The organism is Cellulosimicrobium sp. G4 BAM 1002 (genome assembly GCF_057126935.1).
In genome coordinates this window covers 1,228,332-1,246,896 of the sequence record NZ_CP182109.1, presented here as the reverse complement: position 1 = coordinate 1,246,896, position 18,565 = coordinate 1,228,332, and the positions used below count along the sequence as shown (strand labels likewise).

Annotated in this window: 18 protein-coding genes and 3 tRNA genes; 8 read left to right on the top strand and 13 right to left on the bottom strand. The window is 74.5% G+C overall.

Annotated features, from left to right (window positions below):
- Positions 1–10 precede the first annotated feature (10 nt).
- Together ACMXGY_RS05610 and ACMXGY_RS05605 are read left to right on the top strand one after the other, a co-directional pair.
- The gene (locus ACMXGY_RS05610) at positions 11–496 is read left to right on the top strand and encodes a GntR family transcriptional regulator (protein ID WP_483775892.1); all 486 of its coding nucleotides are present in this window, start codon (positions 11–13) and stop codon (positions 494–496) included.
- Positions 497–697: 201 nt separating this feature from the next.
- The gene (locus ACMXGY_RS05605) at positions 698–1,585 is read left to right on the top strand and encodes a L,D-transpeptidase family protein (RefSeq protein ID WP_483775891.1); all 888 of its coding nucleotides are present in this window, start codon (positions 698–700) and stop codon (positions 1,583–1,585) included.
- Positions 1,586–1,589: 4 nt separating this feature from the next.
- Here ACMXGY_RS05605 and ACMXGY_RS05600 read toward each other — a convergent pair whose 3' ends face one another.
- The 4 genes from ACMXGY_RS05600 to ACMXGY_RS05585 are packed head-to-tail and all read right to left on the bottom strand — an operon-like array spanning position 1,590 to position 6,685.
- A complete protein-coding gene (locus ACMXGY_RS05600; protein ID WP_483775890.1) occupies positions 1,590–2,894 on the bottom strand; it encodes a UDP-N-acetylmuramate dehydrogenase in 1,305 nt (434 codons plus the stop codon).
- 17 nt (positions 2,895–2,911) lie between these two features.
- The gene (locus tag ACMXGY_RS05595) at positions 2,912–3,697 is read right to left on the bottom strand and encodes a nucleotidyltransferase domain-containing protein (protein ID WP_483775889.1); all 786 of its coding nucleotides are present in this window, start codon (positions 3,695–3,697) and stop codon (positions 2,912–2,914) included.
- Between the two features lie 55 nt (positions 3,698–3,752).
- Positions 3,753–5,066, bottom strand: a complete 1,314-nt coding sequence (locus tag ACMXGY_RS05590; protein WP_483775888.1) for an MFS transporter — start codon at positions 5,064–5,066, stop codon at positions 3,753–3,755.
- Complete coding sequence (locus tag ACMXGY_RS05585) at positions 5,063–6,685, bottom strand: MFS transporter (RefSeq protein ID WP_483775887.1); 1,623 nt, start codon at positions 6,683–6,685, stop codon at positions 5,063–5,065. Before ACMXGY_RS05585 ends, ACMXGY_RS05590 begins: the two co-directional genes overlap by 4 nt.
- 72 nt (positions 6,686–6,757) lie before the next feature.
- Between ACMXGY_RS05585 and ACMXGY_RS05580 the strand changes: the two genes are divergently transcribed.
- Positions 6,758–7,894 carry a LacI family DNA-binding transcriptional regulator gene (locus ACMXGY_RS05580; protein WP_483775886.1) on the top strand — a complete coding sequence of 379 codons (1,137 nt, stop codon included), beginning with the start codon at positions 6,758–6,760 and terminating at the stop codon, positions 7,892–7,894.
- A 3-nt stretch (positions 7,895–7,897) separates the two neighbouring features.
- On the opposite strand, the gene ACMXGY_RS05575 is transcribed toward ACMXGY_RS05580, so the two are convergent.
- The gene (locus ACMXGY_RS05575; RefSeq protein WP_483775885.1) at positions 7,898–9,427 is read right to left on the bottom strand and encodes a Tat pathway signal sequence domain protein; all 1,530 of its coding nucleotides are present in this window, start codon (positions 9,425–9,427) and stop codon (positions 7,898–7,900) included.
- Positions 9,428–9,586: 159 nt separating this feature from the next.
- On the opposite strand from ACMXGY_RS05575, the gene ACMXGY_RS05570 reads away from it, so the two are divergent.
- Both ACMXGY_RS05570 and ACMXGY_RS05565 read left to right on the top strand, forming a co-directional pair.
- On the top strand, positions 9,587–10,243 hold the full coding sequence (locus tag ACMXGY_RS05570) for a SigE family RNA polymerase sigma factor (RefSeq protein WP_483775884.1): 657 nt from the start codon (positions 9,587–9,589) through the stop codon (positions 10,241–10,243).
- On the top strand, positions 10,240–11,271 hold the full coding sequence (locus ACMXGY_RS05565; RefSeq protein ID WP_483775883.1) for a hypothetical protein: 1,032 nt from the start codon (positions 10,240–10,242) through the stop codon (positions 11,269–11,271). The genes ACMXGY_RS05570 and ACMXGY_RS05565 overlap by 4 nt, the downstream gene beginning before the upstream one ends.
- 93 nt (positions 11,272–11,364) lie before the next feature.
- Here the strand turns inward: ACMXGY_RS05565 and ACMXGY_RS05560 are convergent, their stop codons facing one another.
- The 6 genes from ACMXGY_RS05560 to ACMXGY_RS05535 form a co-directional block, all read right to left on the bottom strand.
- On the bottom strand, positions 11,365–11,802 hold the full coding sequence (locus ACMXGY_RS05560) for a MaoC family dehydratase (RefSeq protein WP_483775882.1): 438 nt from the start codon (positions 11,800–11,802) through the stop codon (positions 11,365–11,367).
- A complete protein-coding gene (locus ACMXGY_RS05555) occupies positions 11,799–12,260 on the bottom strand; it encodes an FAS1-like dehydratase domain-containing protein (RefSeq protein ID WP_483775881.1) in 462 nt (153 codons plus the stop codon). Before ACMXGY_RS05555 ends, ACMXGY_RS05560 begins: the two co-directional genes overlap by 4 nt.
- A 26-nt stretch (positions 12,261–12,286) precedes the next feature.
- Complete coding sequence (gene rpmG, locus ACMXGY_RS05550; protein ID WP_021482899.1) at positions 12,287–12,457, bottom strand: 50S ribosomal protein L33; 171 nt, start codon at positions 12,455–12,457, stop codon at positions 12,287–12,289.
- Positions 12,458–12,540: 83 nt separating this feature from the next.
- Positions 12,541–12,617, bottom strand: a tRNA-Met gene (locus ACMXGY_RS05545).
- A 62-nt stretch (positions 12,618–12,679) separates the two neighbouring features.
- Positions 12,680–12,752: transfer RNA gene (locus ACMXGY_RS05540), tRNA-Thr, on the bottom strand.
- Positions 12,753–12,928: 176 nt separating this feature from the next.
- A tRNA-Tyr gene (locus ACMXGY_RS05535) sits at positions 12,929–13,010 on the bottom strand.
- 149 nt (positions 13,011–13,159) lie between these two features.
- Here ACMXGY_RS05535 and rarD point away from each other — a divergent pair.
- Genes rarD through ACMXGY_RS05520 form a run of 3 tightly spaced genes read left to right on the top strand, consistent with a single transcriptional unit; the run spans position 13,160 to position 15,605 of the window.
- Positions 13,160–14,161 (top strand): EamA family transporter RarD, encoded by a 1,002-nt coding sequence (rarD, locus tag ACMXGY_RS05530; RefSeq protein ID WP_483775880.1) that lies wholly within the window; start codon positions 13,160–13,162, stop codon positions 14,159–14,161.
- A 56-nt stretch (positions 14,162–14,217) separates the two neighbouring features.
- Positions 14,218–14,712, top strand: coding sequence for a YajQ family cyclic di-GMP-binding protein (locus ACMXGY_RS05525; protein WP_483775879.1), 495 nt, complete (start codon positions 14,218–14,220; stop codon positions 14,710–14,712).
- Entirely contained in the window at positions 14,709–15,605 is an 897-nt protein-coding gene (locus tag ACMXGY_RS05520; RefSeq protein ID WP_483775878.1) for an HAD family hydrolase, read from the top strand. Before ACMXGY_RS05525 ends, ACMXGY_RS05520 begins: the two co-directional genes overlap by 4 nt.
- On the opposite strand, the gene ACMXGY_RS05515 is transcribed toward ACMXGY_RS05520, so the two are convergent.
- Both ACMXGY_RS05515 and htpX read right to left on the bottom strand, forming a co-directional pair.
- Positions 15,558–17,315: an L-aspartate oxidase gene (locus ACMXGY_RS05515; RefSeq protein WP_483775877.1), complete on the bottom strand. Its 1,758-nt coding sequence runs from the start codon at positions 17,313–17,315 to the stop codon at positions 15,558–15,560. The two genes, ACMXGY_RS05520 and ACMXGY_RS05515, sit on opposite strands and share 48 nt — an antisense overlap.
- A gap of 245 nt (positions 17,316–17,560) precedes the next feature.
- Positions 17,561–18,448, bottom strand: coding sequence for a zinc metalloprotease HtpX (gene htpX, locus ACMXGY_RS05510; protein ID WP_483775876.1), 888 nt, complete (start codon positions 18,446–18,448; stop codon positions 17,561–17,563).
- Between the last annotated feature and the right edge of the window lie 117 nt (positions 18,449–18,565).

The following is an 18,565-nucleotide window of genomic DNA, read 5'->3' as shown; positions in this document are numbered from 1 at the left end:
TTGTATTAGCGTGCTGATACAAAATGACGCACTCGCCGGTGCAGGCGGGGCGGCGCGCGAGCTGCGCGTCGAGATCGACCCCGCCTCGGGCCTCGCCCCCTACGAGCAGATCCGGGCCCAGGTCGTCGCGCACGTCGCGACGGGCCGGCTCCGCGTCGGCGACCGGCTCCCGACGATCCGGGCGCTCGCGACCGAGCTCGGCCTCGCCCCCGGCACCGTCGCGCGCGCCTACCGGGAGCTCGAGGCCGCCGGGGTCGTCACCACGCGCCGGCGCGCGGGCACCGTCGTGTCCGACGGCGCGTCCCCCGCGGACGTCGTCGCGCGCGAGGCCGCGGGCCACCTCGTCCGGACCGCGCGCGAGGCGGGCCTCACGGACGACGCGATCCTCGACGTCGTCCGCGGGGCGCTGCTGCACGAGCCCTCGCCCGGCCGGCGTGACGCACGCGCGACCCAGCGGCGACCCAACGATCCGGACGCGTCGCCCGTCTCAGGGTGAGAAGGGCTCGGCGCGGTACGCGCGCCGCGTCACGACCGGGTCACGATCCGCGCGCGACCCGTGGCGCGGTGTCGTCCGGACGCTGGTCGGAGCGCATGATGATCTCCGCGGCGCGCGCCGCGGCGGGTGCGGAGGGGGACTCAGGTGGAGGAAGACCGGACGCGGGGAGAGACGACGCGGACGCGGCCCAGATCACGTCGGGTGCTGCGCGGGGTCGCGCCCGTGCTCGCGACGGCGCTGGTGCTCGCCGGGTGCCAGGCCGGGCTCCCGGACCTCGAGCCCGGCAGGACGCCGTCGGCGACGGCGGAGACCTCCCCGAGTCCCGCGCCGGAGCCCACGCCCAGCGAGCCGGAGGAGCCGTCGGCCGCTCCGGAGCCGACCGAGACGCCCGCTCCCCCGGCCGAGAGCCCGCCGCCCGCCGCGGAGCCGAGCACCCCTCCGCCTGCGCCCGAGCCGACGCCCGAGCCTCCCCCGCCGCCCGCGGAGCCGGCCGAGCTCGCGCGCGGGGCGACGGGCGAACGGGTCGTCGCCCTCCAGCAGCGCCTGGCCGACCTCGGGTACTTCATCGGCGCGCCCGACGGCGACTTCGGCGGCGGCACGCAACAGGCGGTCTGGGCGCTGCAGAAGGCCGCCGGGCTGTCGCGCGACGGTGTCGTCGGGCCGGCCACACAGGCCGCGCTCGACCAGGGCGTCACGCCACAGGCCCGCAGCGGGTCGGGCAAGGTCGTCGAGATCGACCTCGACCGCCAGCTGCTGCTCGCCGTCGAGGACGGTCGGGTCGTCACGGTGGTCAACGCGTCGTCGGGCAACGGCGAGCAGTTCGAGACGCAGGGCCGCAGCTACCGGGCGAGCACACCGCGCGGCACGTTCCAGGTAGGGCGCCAGGTCGACGGCAACCACGCGTCGAGCCTGGAGCTGGGCGACATGTGGCGTCCCAAGTTCTTCACCGGCGGCATCGCCGTCCACGGCTCGGGCTCGATCCCCCCGTGGCCCGCCTCGCACGGGTGCATCCGCGTGGCGAACTCGGCGATGAACTGGCTCTGGGACACCTGGCGCGCCGACCCGGGCACCACGGTCCTCGTCTACTGACCCGTCAGAGGGCGACGCCCACCAGGACCGGCTCCGGGACGAGCTCGATGCCGAACGCGTCCAGCACCCCGTCGCGCACCGCGCGGGCGAGCTCGACGACGTCGGCCGCGTTCGCGCCGCCACGGTTGGTGAGCGCGAGCGTGTGCTTCGTCGAGAGCGTCGCGAGGCTCGCGGTGCCGTGCACCCCGAACCCCTTGGTGAAGCCCGCGTGCTCGATGAGCCACGCGGCGGACGTCTTGACGAGCGTCGGGTCGATCTCGCCGAGGCTCGGGCCGGTCGTGCGGCTCGGCGTCGCGGAGCGCACCGGGTAGCGCGGGGCGTCGGTCGGGAGCAGGTCGGCCTGCTCGGCCGGGACGACGGGGTTGGTGAAGAACGAGCCCGCGCTCCACCGGTCGTGGTCGGGGACGTCGGCCGTGTCGGGCGTGAACGCACCGGCGGCCATCCCGTTCGCAGCGTCCGCGACGTGCGGCCCGACGCCGTCGAGCAGCATGCCCTTGCGCGCGCGCAGCGCCAGCACCGCGTCGCGCACGTCGGCGCTCGGTGCGCGCTCGCCCACCTGGACGCCGAGCGTCCGCGCGAGCTCCGGGTAGGCGACCGGGGCCGACAACGATCCCAGCCGCGCTTGGAACCCCACGTCGAGGACCACGTACCGCGGTGACGGGTACCACGGGCCACCGGCCTCGCCGTCACCTCCCTCGTGCGCGTCGGCGTGCATGCTGCGCTTGAGCACCGACGTGCGGTACCCGAAGCCGAGCTCGCCGACCGCGAGTGTGCGCACGCGCGAGCGCTCGCGGTCCCACACGCGCACGGTCGACACCACGCCCGCGACCTCCTGGCCGTACGCGCCGATGTTCTGGACCGGCGCGGCGCCCACGGTCCCCGGGATGCCCGACAGCGCCTCGACGCCCACCCACTCCTCGGCGACCGCGCGCGCGACGAGCGCGTCCCAGTCCTGGCCCGCCGGCGCGTGGAAGCTCGCCCCGCCGCACGAGTCCTGCGCGTCGACGGTCACGCCCTGGCGGAGGTCGCGCACGACGACGCCACCGAACCCCTCGTCGGCGACGAGCAGGTTCGAGCCGCCGCCGAGGACGAGCACCGGCTCGCCGGCCTCGTCGGCCGCGCGGACCGTGGCGACGAGCTCCTCCTCGCTGTGCGCCTCGACGTACTGGTCCACGGGCCCTCCGACGCGCAGCGTCGTGAGCTCGGCGAGCGTGGGGGACCCGACGGCCTCGGGACGCAGGCCCGGCGCAGTGGCGGCGAGGTCCGGTCGTCCGAGCGACGCGGTCGGGGCTGAGGGTTCGCAGGTCACCCGACCAGCCTAGGTCGTCAGGCGCCGAGCTCGTCGCCGCGCGCGGCGAGAGTGCGCGCGAAGCCGTCCAGCAGCCGGTTCGCCGACGCGACGTCGGTGCGGCCCTCCCAGCCGAGGACGACCGCCCGGTCCATCGCGTCCGACCACCCCGGCTCGTACCGCGCGACGACCTCCGTCATGACCCGGGGATCGCTCGTCCAGCCGCCCCAGCGCGGCACGACCCAGGTGAAAGCGACGCGCGCGAGCCGCCGCCCGACACCGCGGGAGAACGCCTCCGGGTCGTCGGGGCCCGTTCCGGCGCCACGTCCCCGCAGCCGCTCGAACGCGGTGCGCCAGTCGCCCTGGACGTTGCGGGCCAGCTCGAGGTCGGGCAGGTGCGGTGACACCTCGACACCCGCGTCCGCGCCCCAGACCGGCGTGCACAGGACCCGGAGCTGGAAGCCCTCGTCGTGGCGGCGGGACGGGTCCACCATCCGGTCGCGCGCGTCGAGCAGCACGCCGACCCCGATCACCTCGGGGTGCGCCGCGGCGACGGCCTCCTCCACGCGCCGCACCGCTGCCCGGTCCTCGTCGTCGGGCTCACGACGCAGGAGCACCTGCGCGTCGAGGTCGGACCGGCCGACCCGGGCCGTCCCGCGCGGGACGCTCCCGTACAGGTAGACGCCGTCGAGCGCGTCCGGGTCGAGCTCGCGCCGGACCGCCGCGACGAGGTCCGCGACGAGCGCCCGGAACGGCTCCTGCACACGGCCCGCGTCACCCTCGCGGCGGATGTACCCCTGGTCGTCGAGCCCCCGGTCCTCCATGGCGGAAGTACACCATGCACCCGGGGCGGGCCCCGACGGCCGGACGCACGGCGGGTCAGCCCTCGCCGGACCGCTGCGCCCTCTCGCCCGCGGCCTGCTGCCCGGCGGACCCGGCCGCCGTCGGCAGCGGACGCGTCACCCCGACGACGAGGAGCCCGACGACCACCGGCACCGCGATGACGAGCAGCGCGGACCGGTACCCGACGTGCTCCGCGAGGAACCCGATGAGGGGCGGGCCCATGAAGAAGGCCGAGTAGCCGATCGTCGCGACCACGCTCACGCGCACCGCGGCGCGGGCCGGGTCGTCGGACGCGGCGCTCATGCCCACGGGGAACCCGAGCGCGGCGCCCATGCCCCACGCGACGACGCCCACGAGGGCGACCCACAGGTTCGGCGAGAGCGTGAAGACGAGCAGGCCGACGAGCGCCAGCGCCGCGGACAGGCGCAGCACGACGACCCGCCCGTACCGGTCGAGCAGCCCGGTGCCGAGAAGGCGCATCCCGGTCATCGCCGTGAGGAACACGGCGAGGCCGAGCGCGCCGAACGCGTCGGAGGTGCCGAACCCGTCGACGACGGCGAGGCTCACCCAGTCGTTGGCCGCGCCCTCGGTGAGCGCGGCGGCGAGCACGACGAGCCCGATGAGCAGCGTCCGCGGCTCGGTCCAGGCGCTCAGGGCGCTGCGCGCGTGGTCGGCCGTCGTGGGTGCGGTGGTACCGAGCGCGGACGCCGGGTCGGCACCCTGCGCGTCGTCGGACCGTGCGCCCGGAGCATCGTCGGTCGCGACGCGGCCGGCGGGCAGGAAGAACCGCACGGACCACAGGACGCCGACGAGGCTGAGCACGACGGCGGCCGTGAGGTGCACCTGGACGGGCACGTGCAGCGCGGCCGCGAGCGCGCCGACACCCGCGCCGGCCATGGTGCCGAAGGAGAACCCGGCGTGGAACCGCGGCATGATCGCCTTGCCGAGCCGCTGCTCGACGGCCGCACCCTCGAGGTTCATCGCGGCGTCCCAGACGCCCGTGCCGATGCCGGCGAGGAAGAGCCCGGCGCGCACCATGACGTCCTCGCCCAGAGCGACGCCCATGACGGCCGTGACGAGCCCGGCGACGTTCGCGACCGCGAAGATCGTCACGGCCTTCGACGCCCCGAGCCGCTGGACCACGACGCCGGACAGCGGGAGCGCCAGGAGCGACCCGACCGCCATGAAGAGCAGGAGCAGGCCCATCTGCGCCTCGGTGAACCCGAGCGCGTCGCGGACGGCAGGCAGGCGTGAGGCCCACGTCGCGAAGTTGAAACCGTTGAGGAAGAAGACCGCGAACACGGCCCAGGTGGCGAGGGCGACGCGGCGGTCGACGGGTGCGGCGGTCATGCGGAGGTCTCCTCGCGACGGTGCGACGGGCGGTTTCGGGGACGGCGGGACGCGGTGGCGTGCGCGCTGCCGTGCGACGGGGTCGTGGTGGGCGCGGCGCCACGGGTCGCCACGGTGCGGCGGCGCCGGGACCGGCCGGCCCGGTGCGCGTCGTCCACCGAGACCTGCGCGGCCCCCGCACCCGTCTCCGTCGGCCCCACCGGACCATCCTCCCCCGCGGGCGCGGCGGCGTCGGCCGGGAGCTCGCGGCGGGCCGCGAGCGCCGCGGGCGTGCGCAGCGGCGCGACCTGGCGGGCGAGCAGGACGCTGAGCACCATCGCGGCGACGATGAGGACGAGCGCGTGGCGCGCGCCCATCGCCTCGGCGGCGAGGCCGAGCAGCGGCGGCGCCGCGAGCGACGCCATCGAGGAGAACGCGGACACGACGGACACGCGCCCCGCGGCGCGCAGCGGCTCGTCCGACGCGGCCGCGATGCCCACGGGCACGGCGAGCGCCGCACCGAGACCCCACAGCACGACGCCGACGCCGGCGAGCAGGAGCGTGGGCGCGAAGCCGAAGAGCACGAGGCCGGCGATCGACGCGACGCCGGAGGCCCGCAGCACGGTGACGCGGCCGAAGCGGTCGATGAGGCGCGTGCCGGCGAGGCGCATGACGGTCATGGCGGCGACGAACGTGCCGAACACCACGGCTCCGACGGCCTCGGTCTGCGCGAACCCGTCGACGACGGCGAGCGACAGCCAGTCGTTCGCCGAGCCTTCCGAGAGGGCGGCGGACAGGATGACGAGGCCGATGAGCAGCGTGCGCGGCTCGCGCCACGCCGAGAGCGCGGCACCCAGCCGCGCACCCCTGCGGGCGAGCCGCCTGCGCATGCCGGCGGTCTCGACGTCGACGACCGCGTCGCCGAGCGCGTCGAGGGGCACGTCGAGGGGCACGTCGGCGAGGCGGTCGGCGGCACGCGGGTCCGACGCGCGGACGGGCAGCGTGTCGTGGACGGTCGCCGGGATGGCCAGCAGGCGCCACACCGTCGCGACGGCGCCCGTCGCCACGAACTGCACGAGGACCGGGACCTCGGCGTGCGCGCACGCCGCGCCCACGAGCGAGCCGACCACGGCGCCGACGGAGAACGCCGCGTGGAACTGGGGCAGGATCGTGCGCCCGACGCGGCGCTCGATGCCCGCGCTCTCGACGTTCATGGGGACGTTGCCCAGCGAGAACGCCATGCCGTTGAGGAAGATGCCGGCGGCGAGCAGGGCGACGGACCCGGTCGCGGGGCCGAGGCCGAGGAGCAGGAACGCGGCCCCGAACAGGAGCGCGGAGACGCCGAACGCGAGGCGCCCGCCGAAGCGCGTGACGAAGGGGCCGGCGGCCGTGACCGTGAGGAGGGCGCCGACGGCGCCTGCCAGGAGGACGATGCCGAGGTCGGCGGGGCTGAGGCCGAGCGCGTCGCGCACCGAGGGGATGCGCGCGAGCCAGCTCGACATCATGACGCCGTTGAGCGCGAAGATGCCGAGGAGCGCCCACCGGGCGCGGGAGAGCTGAGCGGGAGAAGACTGCGCAGCGCCCCCTCGAATCGATTCGATCCGACGGACGAGGCTGCGCTTCGAATCGATTCGAGGCATGGTGACAAGTGTGCGGGTACGCTGGCCGCGCGTCAATCGAGAATCCCGCGCCCGCGGGAAGCAGGGAGCGTGATGAGCGACACCTCTGGCCGGGACACCCCGACCGGTGCACCGGCCCACCGTCCGACGCTCGCCAAGGTCGCCGAGCGCGCCGGTGTGTCCGTCTCGACGGCGTCGCTCGCCTTCTCCGGAGCGGGTCCCATCACCCCGGAGACGCGCGCACGCGTGCTGGACGCCGCGAAGGAGCTCGGGTACACCGGGCCCAACCCGCTCGGGCGCCAGCTCCGGTCCGGTCGTTCGGGCGTGGTCGGGGTCGTCGTCGGCGACCAGCTCCGGCGCGCGTTCCGCGACCCCGTCGCCGTCCAGGTGCTCGACGGCCTGGTCTCGACGCTCGGCGAGAACGGCCTGGGCGTGCTCCTCATCCCCGGCATCCCGTCCGACGACCCGGCGCGCGCCGTCGACCCGCTCGTGGAGAGCGCGGCGATGGACGTCGCCGTCCTGGTGTGGGGCGTCGGGTCCGACGACGCGACGCTCGCCGCGCTCCAGCGCCGCGGCGTGCCCGTGGTCATCGGGGAGGGTCGCGCGGTCGAGGGTGCACCGCTCGTCGCGATCCACGACCGGGCCGGCACCGCGGACGCGGTGCGCCACCTCGTCGAGCTCGGGCACGAGCGCATCGCCGAGGTCTCGCTCCCCCTCGACACCTCCGACCGCAGCGGGCCGATCGACGCTGCCCGGCTCGCCGAGGTGGACCGCACCCCCACGGCCAACCGCCTCGCGGGCGTGCGCGACGTCGTCGAGCCGGTCGCGAGCTGGGAGACCGAGGCATCGCTCGTCGAGCACGGCCGCTCCGCGACCCTCGCCCTGCTCGGCCGGACCGGCCCGGACGGCTCCGCCGAGCCCGCGGACCCCGCCTCGCGCCCGACGGCGATCATCGCGCACTCGGACCTCCTCGCCGCGGGCGCGCTGCTCGGCGCGCGCGAGCTCGGCCTGCGCGTGCCGGACGACGTCTCGGTCGCCGGGTTCGACGGCCTCGACCTGCCGTGGCTCGCCCCCGACGTCCTCACGACCGTGCTCCAGCCGCTCGCACGCAAGGGCGCCGAGCTCGGGCACGCCGTGATCCGCCAGCTCGCGGGCGAGGAGCCGACGACCGTCGAGCTCGACGTCGAGCTCGTGGTGGGGACGACCACCGGGCCCGCCCCCACCACCTGACGCTCAGCCGAGGCGGCGCGGCTGCAACGGGTTCGCGCGTGCCGCCGCCATGAGGTACCACGACGTCGCGCCGACGTGCTGGACCTGGAAGTAGCCGAACCCGAAGCCCGAGTCGATGAGGCTCGACGCCGCCACCACGCCGCCGCGCTCGGCGAGCGGCACGCCACCGAGGGTCTGCCCCGCGCCGACCGACTCCTGCGCCCCCTGGACCTCGCGCAGCAGGCCCTCGGCGCGCTCGCGGTCGTCGTCACGCTCGCACCCGCGTCGCCCCCGACGCTGGTCGTGGCGGTTCCCGCGGCCCCGCGCACCGCGGTCGGCGAGCGCCGCCGCGAGCTGGGCCGTGCCCTCGAGCCACACACCCTGAGGATGGACGGGCAGCCCGTTGTACGACGCGGTCGACGTCAGGCTCGCGCTCGAGAACGTCACGCCCTCGACCACGACCCCGGCAGGGAGCTGGGAGACCCCCTCGCCCGCGACGTCGCGCGCCGCGAGCGCGTCGTCGGCCCAGTCGAGCGCACGCGCGTACCGGCGCTCGCGCAGCGCGAGCCAGCCCCACGTCTGCGGGTCGAGCGGCAGCGGGTCGCGGTTGATCTCGACGCCGTCGTTCGTCCCGGTGTAGAGGTAGCCGCCGTCGGGCTCCCACATGCGGTCGACGAACGCGCGCGCGTGCTCGCTCGCGCCCTCCCAGCGCCGCTCTCGCGTCGCGGACGCGAGCTGGCGGAAGAAGGCGACGCAGTCGACGTTGTGCTCGGTCGAACCGTTGGGCACCGGCGCGTTCGCGCCGTCGACGCCGAACGAGAAGCCGCCCAGCGGCCGGGTGGACCACGTGTTCGCGACGATCCACTCACCGATCCGCTGCGCCGCGCGGAGGTAGCGGACGTCGCGGGTCGCGGCGTGCAGGTGCAGGAGCGCGATGCCCGGCCACGCCATGTCGCCGACGGCCGTCCCCAGGAATCCGAACTGCCACCCGACGTTCGCCGTCCCGTCCGGGAGGACGAGCCCGTGCTCCTGCGGCGTGCCGTCGTAGAAGACGTAGGGCCCCACGTTGTACGCCTGGCGCAGGCGGCCGTCGTCGTGGTCGGGGTCGTTCTCGAGCGCGAAGACGAGCCCGTCGCCGATCGCCCGCGCCCGGTCGAGGTACCGGCGCCCGGCCGTGAGCGTCGCCAGGACGGCGAGCGCGTTGTCGTAGACGAACGCCGTGGAGAACAGGCCGAGCTGGTCGGCGTAGGACTGCGCGAGCCTCGGACCGGGGTTGACCTCGGGATAGGCGTCCGTCGCGGCGTCGAGGAACGCGTGGGCACGCTGGAGCGAGGCCGCACGGGCGCGCGCCGGACCACCCGCCCCCTGCCCGACGGCGCGGGCCGCCCCGGGGAGGGCCGTGCCCCCCTGCGCGGCGGCCGGGCTCGCCGTGAGCCCCGCGAACGCGACCGCCCCGGCGAGCGCGAGCACGGTGCGGCGGTCGACGCCGTGCGGCGACCTGACGTCGCGGTCGAGCGGGTCGTGGGGTGCGGGGGGACCACCGAGCTGGGTCATGAGCGTCTCCTTCGACGTCGAGATGGCAGGACCCAATCTAGTGAGAGCGCTCCCACAGGGGAAGAGGTGCGCGCACGGCAATCGATGTCGAACCTGACGCCACGACCGGGCGTCGAGACTCAACCTTTCTGCGGCCCCGTGCGTGTGAAAGTCATGAGCGTGAACGCGATCGCCCTGTCCGCCGCCGACGACCCGGACGGGAGCGAACCACCTGACGACATACTCACCATGGTGCGCGTCGTCACGTCGCACGAGCAGGAGTTCGCCGACTTCATGACCGGCGCGGCCCCGCGACTGGCGCGCACCGCATGGCTCCTGTGCGGGGACGAGCACCTCGCCGACGAGCTCGTCCAGCAGGCGCTCACCCGCACCTACCTGCACTGGCGCACGGCACGCCAGCGCGACCCGTACGCGTACGCCCGACGCACGCTCGCCAACCTGCGGGTCGACACGTGGCGGCGACGGCGGCGCGAGGTGCTGGTCGCCCCGCCCGACCTGCCCGAGACCACGAGCGACGGCGGTGCCGACCGGCACGCCGAGCGAGACGCCCTCGTCCGCGCGCTCGCGACCCTCACGGCACGCCAGCGTCGGATCGTCGTCCTGCGCCACCTCGTCGGGCTGAGCGAGAGGGAGGTCGCCGACGACCTCGGCGTCTCCGTCGGCACCGTGAAGTCCACGGCCTCGCGCGGGCTCGCACAGCTTCGCTCGGTCCTCGGTGCTGCGGGCGTCGTCCGCACGCGGACCGACGACGCACCGACGGCCGCCAGCACTCCGTACCGCCCCACTCCCGACCGGACCGACTGGAGGCAGTCATGACCGGCACCCTTCCGACGGACGACGAGACGTTCGTCCGCGTGCTGCGCGAGCAGGTCGACGCCGTCGCACCCCGCATCGACGTCGACACCGACCGGGTGCTCCCGGCGGCCCGCCGAGGCCGACGACGGCGGCGCACCCTCGTCTCGGGCCTGTGCGCGCTCGCCGTCGTCGCCGGCGGGGCGGGTGCGGTGTCCTCCTGGGCGGAGCCCAGTCCCACGCACCCGTCGCAGCTCGCCCCGGCGAGCGGCGGCGACGCCGCGGCCACGGGCCCCGACGGGAGGCCGCAGGGCAACGGTCCGGCCGACGGGCCGTACTGGCGCGTCCGGACCCTGACGACCAGGACGGACACGACCAGCGACGGACGGACGGAGGAGAGCTCGCAGGGCATCACGTACTGGACCGCCCGCGATCCCGAGGGCGACTCGTACCGCGCCTTCGAGGGAGAGGAGACCTTGGATCCCTGGCCCGGCTCGACGTTCGGATCGCTCGTCGTCGACGGGGAGCTCGTCCGGCTCAGCTGGGACGCCCTCGCCACGCTCCCGACGGACCCCGCGGAGCTCGACGCGCTCCTTCGCGACAGCATCCGGGCGGAGGTGGGGTCGGTGAACGAGGACGCGCTCGCCCAGAAGACGTGGAACCTCCTGAAGAGCGGGCCCACCTCGCCCGCCGTGCGCGACGGGCTCTGGGCGACGCTGAACGGGCTCACGAGCAGCACCCCGCTCGGTGCCGTCCAGGACACGCAGGGTCGCACCGGGGAGGGCCTCGAGTGGGTCGGCGAGGACCAGAGCAACCGGATCGTGCGCCTCGTCTACGACACCACCGAGCACCGGCTCCTCGAGCTCACCTTCGACGTCGACCTCGGTACGTCCGGCTCCGAGCCCGCTGCCGACGCCCCGACCTCGGGGTCGGGTGACGAGGGTGCCGCCGCCCTCCAGCACGTCGTGGAGCACACCACGTTCCTCGAGGAGGGAGAGGTTGCCGGGCCGCCCCCCGAGAGCGCTGGCGCCGACTGCTGGCAGACCTGCTGAGCCCCGGACTCGACGACGAGGGCGCCGCACCCGGCGGGTGCGGCGCCCTCGTGGCGTCGACAGCGCGTCGCGCGCAGAGCGACGGCACGTGTCTCAGAGGCGCGCGACCGCCTGGGTCTTGCCGAGCACGCGCGCGCCCTCGAACGTCACCGTGAGGTCGATGCGCACCGTGCCGGCCTCGGGATCGATCGCCCCGACCGTCCCGGTCACGTCCAGCGTCGCGACACCCGGGTTCGGCACGGGCACGGGGCGCGTGAAGCGCGTCTGGTAGTCGACGACGGCACCGGGGCCCCCGGCCCAGTCCTCGACGAGCGCGACGGCGGCACCCATGGTGAACATTCCGTGCGCGATGACACCGGGCAGGCCGACCTCGGCCGCGAACGTGTCGTTCCAGTGGATGGGGTTGAAGTCGCCGCTCGCGCCCGCGTACCGGACGAGGCGTGCGCGGTCGACCTCGACGGTGCGCGTGCCGATCACGTCGCCGACGGCCAGGTCGGCGATCACGGGGCGGACGGTGGCGTCGTCGCTCATGCGTCCTCCCCGCGCACCGCGAGGGTCGACCGGACGGTCGCGACCGGCTCGCTCCCGCCGTCGGGCAGGACCGCGGCGATCTCGCAGCGTGTGGTCACCATCGCGAGCCCGGCGCGCTCGACGATCGAGTCCACGTGCAGCACCGTCACGAGCTCGTCGCCCGCGACGATCGGCCGGTGGTGCGTGAAGCGCTCGTCGGCGTGGACCACCCGCGAGAAGTCGATGCCCGCCTCGGGGTCCTCGATGAGCTGCGCCTCGGCGCGCTGCGCGACGACGACCGCGAACGTCGGGGGTGCGACCAGGTCCGGGTAGCCGACACCCCGCGCCGCCACGAGGTCGTGGTGCACGGGGTGCGTGGAACCGACGGCGGCGGCGAACTCGCGCAGCTTCTCGCGTCCGACGGAGTACGGCGCGTTCGCCGGGTACTCACGGCCGGCGAAGCCGGCGTTGATCGCCACGGGTCGTCGGTGGGTGGACCGCTGGGTCAGCGGGTCTCGCGGTGCGCGGTGTGCTTGCCGCAGCGCGGGCAGAACTTCGCGAGCTCCAGGCGGTCCGGGTCGTTGCGACGGTTCTTCTTCGTGATGTAGTTGCGCTCCTTGCAGTCCACGCAGGCCAGCGTGATCTTGGGGCGAACGTCAGCGCTCTTGCTTGCCACGGTAGTGAGCCACCTCTCGCGCCTCCGGAGGGCGCATGTGCTGTGCAGGTCGCACGACGGCCGCCGTGCGAAGTTGTCGAAAGTGGTAGCGGAGGCGGGGATCGAACCCGCGACCTCACGATTATGAGTCGTGCGCTCTAACCATCTGAGCTACCCCGCCGCGTGACTGAACGCGAGGCCGTCCCGCCAGTATTCCAGCGAGACAGCCCCGCGTCATCACAGAGCCCCGAAAGGGAATCGAACCCTTGACCTTCTCCTTACCATGGAGACGCTCTGCCGACTGAGCTATCGGGGCAGCGCGGAAAACTCTACACGGACTCGGGCCGCCGACGAAATCGGCACCGTTCCGCCGTTCCTGGCGTCCGCGACACCGGGAACGACACCCGCCGGGAGCGCCCTCGCCGTCCGGCTCGAGCACATCCCGCGCGACAACGGGGCGCCACCCTGCAGGATGACGCCCCGTCGCTCCGGTGGCAGGTGAGGGATTCGAACCCCCGAAGGCTGAGCCGTCTGATTTACAGTCAGATCCCTTTGGCCGCTCGGGCAACCTGCCGTGTGGAGTTGTCACGCGCGATCGACCCTGCACATCGTGCGGGGTGGGCCACGCGGGCGAGCCAACGATACAGCCCACCCGGGCCGGGTGCGAAATCGGCGCCGGTCGGCGCCGGTCGGCGTGTCCCCGGCCCTCCGTACAGTGGTGCGGTGACCCACCCCTCCCCCACGCCGGACCACCCCTCCGGCACCGGGACGCCCGATCCCGCCGGCACCCCGACGCCCGCGCCGACCGCGCGCGCGACCGCCACCCCGAACGACCGCCTGGGCCTCCTGCTCGGCACGGGGGCGTTCTTCCTCTGGGGCGCGATGCCCCTCTACTTCCCGCTCCTCGAGCCGGCCGCGCCCCTCGAGATCATCGCGCACCGCGTGGTCTGGAGCCTGCTCTTCTGCCTCGTCCTGCTCGCGGCGACGCGACAGCTCGCCGGCTTCCGCACGGCGCTGCGCACCCCGCGGACCCTCGGCGTCCTGGCCGTGGCAGCCGTGCTCATCGTCACCAACTGGACGGTGTACGTCTACGGCGTGCTCTCGGGTCACGTCCTCGACGCCGCGCTGGGCTACTTCATCAACCCGCTCGTCACGGTCCTCCTCGCGGTCGTCGTGCTGCGCGAGCGGCTGCGGCCCGCGCAGTGGGTCGCGGTCGGGCTCGGCGCCGCCGCCGTCGTGGTCATCAGCACGGGCGCCGGCGGGCTCCCGTGGATCGCGCTCGTGCTCGCGGCCTCGTTCGGCCTCTACGGGCTCGTGAAGAACCGCGTGGGCCGCACGGTCGAGGCGCTGCCGGGCCTCGCCGTCGAGACCGCGGTGCTCGCGCCGCTCGCGCTCGCCTACCTCGTGTGGCTCGCCTCCACGGGCGCGGGGACGTTCGGCACCGAGGGAGCCGGCCACGCGTTGCTGCTGGCGTCCGCGGGCATCGTCACCGCGCTGCCGCTGCTGCTGTTCAGCGGTGCCGCGCGCCGCCTGCCGCTGAGCGTCGTCGGGCTCCTGCAGTACCTCGGCCCGGCGCTGCAGTTCCTCTTCGGGCTGCTCGTGTTCCACGAGCACATGTCCGCGACGCGCTGGGCGGGCTTCGGCCTCGTCTGGGTCGCGCTCGTCGTGCTGTCCGCCGACGGGCTGCGCACGGCGCGCGCCACGCGGCTCGCGTCCCGCAGCTGAGCGCGCTCGACTACGGTGGACCCAGCACCCGTTCCCGGCCCGAGAGAGGACCACCCATGGCCGACTCCTCGTTCGACATCGTCAGCAAGGTCGACCGCCAGGAGGTCGACAACGCGCTGAACCAGGCCGCCAAGGAGGTCGCGCAGCGCTACGACTTCCGCAACATCGGCGCATCGATCGGCTGGAGCGGCGAGAGCATCCTCATGGTCGCGAACTCGCCGGAGCGCGTCCTCGCGATCCTCGACGTGCTCGAGACCAAGCTCGTCAAGCGCGGCATCTCGCTCAAGTCCCTCGACCTGGGCGACAAGGAGCCGAAGGCGTCGGGCAAGGAGTACCGGCTCGCGGCGACCCTCAAGGAGGGCCTGTCCAGCGAGAACGCGAAGAAGATCACGAAGATCATCCGCGACGAGGCGCCCAAGGCCGTCAAGACCCAGATCACCGGTGACGAGGTGCGCGTGACGAGCAAGTCGCGCGACGACCTGCAGACCGTCATCGCGCTGCTCAAGGCCGCCGACCTCGACGTCGCGCTGCAGTTCACCAACTACCGGTGACCCTCCCGCGCGTCGTCGCGACGGATCTCGACGGCACGCTCCTGCGCTCGGACGGCACGGTCTCGTCGCGGACGCGGTCCGCTCTGCTGGCCGCCGAGGAGGCGGGCGTCGAGGTCGTCTTCGTCACGGCCCGGCCGCCGCGCTGGCTCGACGTGCTCGCCGACGTCGTCGGCGGGCACGGCCACGTCATCTGCCTGGGCGGTGCCGCGGTGTGGGACCTCGCGAGCGCAAGCCCGCTCGACGTCTGCGGCTTCTCCGAGGACGAGGCGGCCGCGCTGGTCGCCGACCTGCGCGCGGCGGTCCCGGGCGTCGCGCTCGCGTTCGAGCGCGTCGACGGGCCGACGTTCGACCACGGGTTCCGCTCCACGGCGGGCGACGCCGCGGCCGAGGGCTCGCCCGACGTCGTCGCGCCGGTCGAGTCGACGCTGGGCCCAGGGCGGGCGCCCGTGGGCAAGATCCTCGCGCGCGACGCACGCACTCCGGTCGAGGACGCCCCCGCGACGCGGCCCGTCGTCGTCGCGGACGCCCAGACGTCGGCGCAGGAGGCGTTCTTCGCGCGCGTGCGCGACGTCGTCGGCGACCGCGCCCACCTCGCGTACTCCGGGGCTGCCGGCCTCGCGGAGCTGCTGGCGCCTACGGTGACCAAGGACGCCGCGCTCGCGCGCTGGTGCGCGAGGCTCGGGGTCGACGCGCACGACGTCTGGGCGTTCGGCGACATGCCCAACGACCTGCCCATGCTGCGCTGGGCCGGTCGCTCGTTCGCGGTCGCGAACGCGCACCCCGACGTGCTCGCCGCGGCGACGGACGTCACCGCGGCGAACGACGACGACGGCGTCGCGCGCGCCCTACTCGACGAGCTTGCCCACCACGGAGTCGTCCCGACGCATCAGTGACGCGATCTGGCTCGGCACGGGCGGGACATCCTCCGCGGTGACGCCCGTGCCCGGCGACCAGACGAGGTTGACGCGCAGCGCCGGGTCCGTCGCGGGGAAGTCGGAGCGGTTGTGGCACCCGCGCGTCTCGCGCCGCGCGAGCGCCGAGTCGAGCGTCGCGCGCGCCGCGAGCAGCGACCCCTTGAGGTCGAACACGTGCGCGAGGTCGTCGTACCCGGCGATGTCCGGGTGCGCGACGACGGCCCGAGCGCGGCCCTCGACCTCCCCCAGGCGCCGCAGCCCCTCCGTGAGCCCGTCGCCGGACCGGACGACGCCCGCGTGCTCGGTCATGACGTCGCGCACGGCGCGCTGCAGGCGGCGCGCGTTCTCCTGGGCGACCGGCTCCGAGCCGACGGCGGTCCCCAGCCCGAGCGCGAGGTCCACCTCGTGCGCGGCCTCGGCGACGGCGTCGCGGTCCCGGCGGGGGGCGTCGGACCCGATCGCGAAGTCCGCGGCGGCCGCGCCGGTGATGCGCCCGTAGACGAGCAGCTCGATGAGCGAGTTGCCGCCCAGCCGGTTCGCGCCGTGCAGGCCGCTCGCCGCCTCGCCGATGACGTAGAGCCCCTCGACGTCGGTCGCGTGGTCCGCGGCGTCGACCCGCACCCCGCCCATCGAGTAGTGCGCGGTCGGGGCGACCTCCATGGGGGTCGTCGTGATGTCGAGCATCTGCAGGTCGAGCATCATGCGGTAGACGCGCGGGAGCCGTTCCAGCACCTGCTCGCGCGGCAGGTGGGAGACGTCGAGGTACACGCCGCCCTTGGCCGTGCCGCGGCCCTCGGCGATCTCCGTGAAGTTCGCGAGCGCGACGCGGTCGCGCGTCGAGAGCTCGAGCCGCTCGGGGTCGTACCTCTCCATGAACCGCTCGCCGAGCGCGTTGCGCAGGATGCCGCCCTCCCCGCGCGCCGCCTCCGAGACGAGCGTGCCGGCGGCGTCGTCGGGCTCGATGATGCCCGACGGGTGGAACTGGACGAGCTCGGCGTCCCGCAGGCTCGCGCCCGCATCGACCGCGAGGCGCCACGAGTCGCCGGTGTTCTCGTCGCGGCGCGACGACGTCCGCCGCCAGATCCGCGTGTGGCCGCCCGCGGCGAGCACCACGGCGTCGGCGTGGATCGTCACGCGCGTGCCGTCCGTGACGTCGAACCCGTACGCGCCGAACACTCGCCCGCCCGCGACGAGCAGCCGCGTCACGTAGACCGTGTCGAGGACCGGGACGCGCAGCTCGGTCGCGCGGCGCACGAGGGTGCGCTGGATCTCCAGGCCCGTGTAGTCGCCGGCGAACGCCGTGCGTCGGTAGGTGTGCGCGCCGAAGAACCGCTGGCTGATGCGCCCGTCCGCCTCGCGCGCGAACGGCATGCCCCACCGCTCGAGGTCCTCGATCCCCCGCGCGGCGTTCTGGGTGACGACCTGCACGACCTCCGGGTCGGCGAGCTCGTAGGACTCGGTGATGGTGTCGGCGGCGTGCTGCTGCCACGAGTCCTGCGGGTCCATCGTCGCGAGCGCCGCGTTGATGCCGCCCGCCGCGAGGCTGGTGTGCGCGTCGTGGCGGCGGCGCTTGCCCACGGCGAGGACGTCGACCCCCCGTTCTGCCAGCTCGATGGACGCGCGCAGGCCCGCGCCTCCGGTTCCGATGACCAGGACGTTCGTCGCGAGACGTCGATGACTCGACTGCATGGGGAGACCTCCGTCGGAGCACCGCGGGTCCCCGCGGCTCCGACCGCGGAGACGGGCCCGTGGTCGGGCCCTCTTCCACGCTAGGTCGCCTGGACGCCGACGAGTCCGCATCGTGAGACGGATCACGTGACCGGTGGCTCACGCTCGCGCGTCACGCTCCTGCGTCACGTCGGTGGGTCACGCCGGTGGGTCACGTCCGTCGGTCACACCGGTGCGTCACGCTCCGGCGACACGCGGGGCCGGGCTCAGTGGTAGGTGATGCCGCCGTACCCCGGGCCGTGGCCGGCCATCGACTCGAGCCGCTTGATGCGCTCCGCCATCGGCGGGTGGGTGGCGAACATCTTGGCGACGCCCGCGCCCCGGAACGGGTTGGCGATCATGAGGTGCGACACGTCCACCAGGTCGCGGTTCTGCGGGAGCGGCGCGCGCTGCGTCCCGGACTCCAGCTTGCGCAGCGCCGACGCGAGCGCGAGCGGGTCGCCCGTGAGCCTCGCTCCGTCCTCGTCGGCGTCGTACTCGCGCGTGCGCGAGATCGCGAGCTGGACGAGCATCGCGGCGACCGGCGCGAGGATCACCATCGCGATCGCCGCGAGCGGGTTGCCGCCGCGGTCGCGGTCGCCGCCGAAGATCAGCAGGAACTGCGCCAGGGACGTGATGACGCCGGCGAGCGCGCCCGCGACCGACGACGTGAGGATGTCGCGGTTGTACACGTGCATGAGCTCGTGGCCGAGGACGCCGCGCAGCTCGCGCTCGTCGAGCAGGCGCAGGATCCCCTCGGTGCAGCAGACCGCCGCGTTCCTGGGGTTGCGGCCGGTCGCGAACGCGTTGGGCGCCTGGGTGGGCGAGACGTACAGGCGCGGCATCGGCCGCCGGGCGGCGGTCGAGAGCTCGCGCACGATGCGGTACATCGCGGGCTGCTCCAGCTCGCTCACTGGCCGGGCGTGCATCGCGCGGATCGCGATCTTGTCGGAGTTCCAGTAGCCGTAGAAGGTCGTCACGAGGCCGATGCCGACGAAGACCCAGAGCAGGTTGGCCCGTGCTCCGAAGAGGACCCAGAGGCCGAGCACGATGGCCCACATGAACCCGAACAGGGCGGCGGTCTTGAGGCCGTTGAAGTGGTGACGACGTCCCACGAGCGCTCCTTCCACGATCGCGGCGGCCCACCGTGGTGCCGGGCCGCCCGCCGGACGTCGACCGTGCCGACGCCCTCCTGCTGAACGCGCGAGCCACCCGCCTCGTTCCCAGGGGAC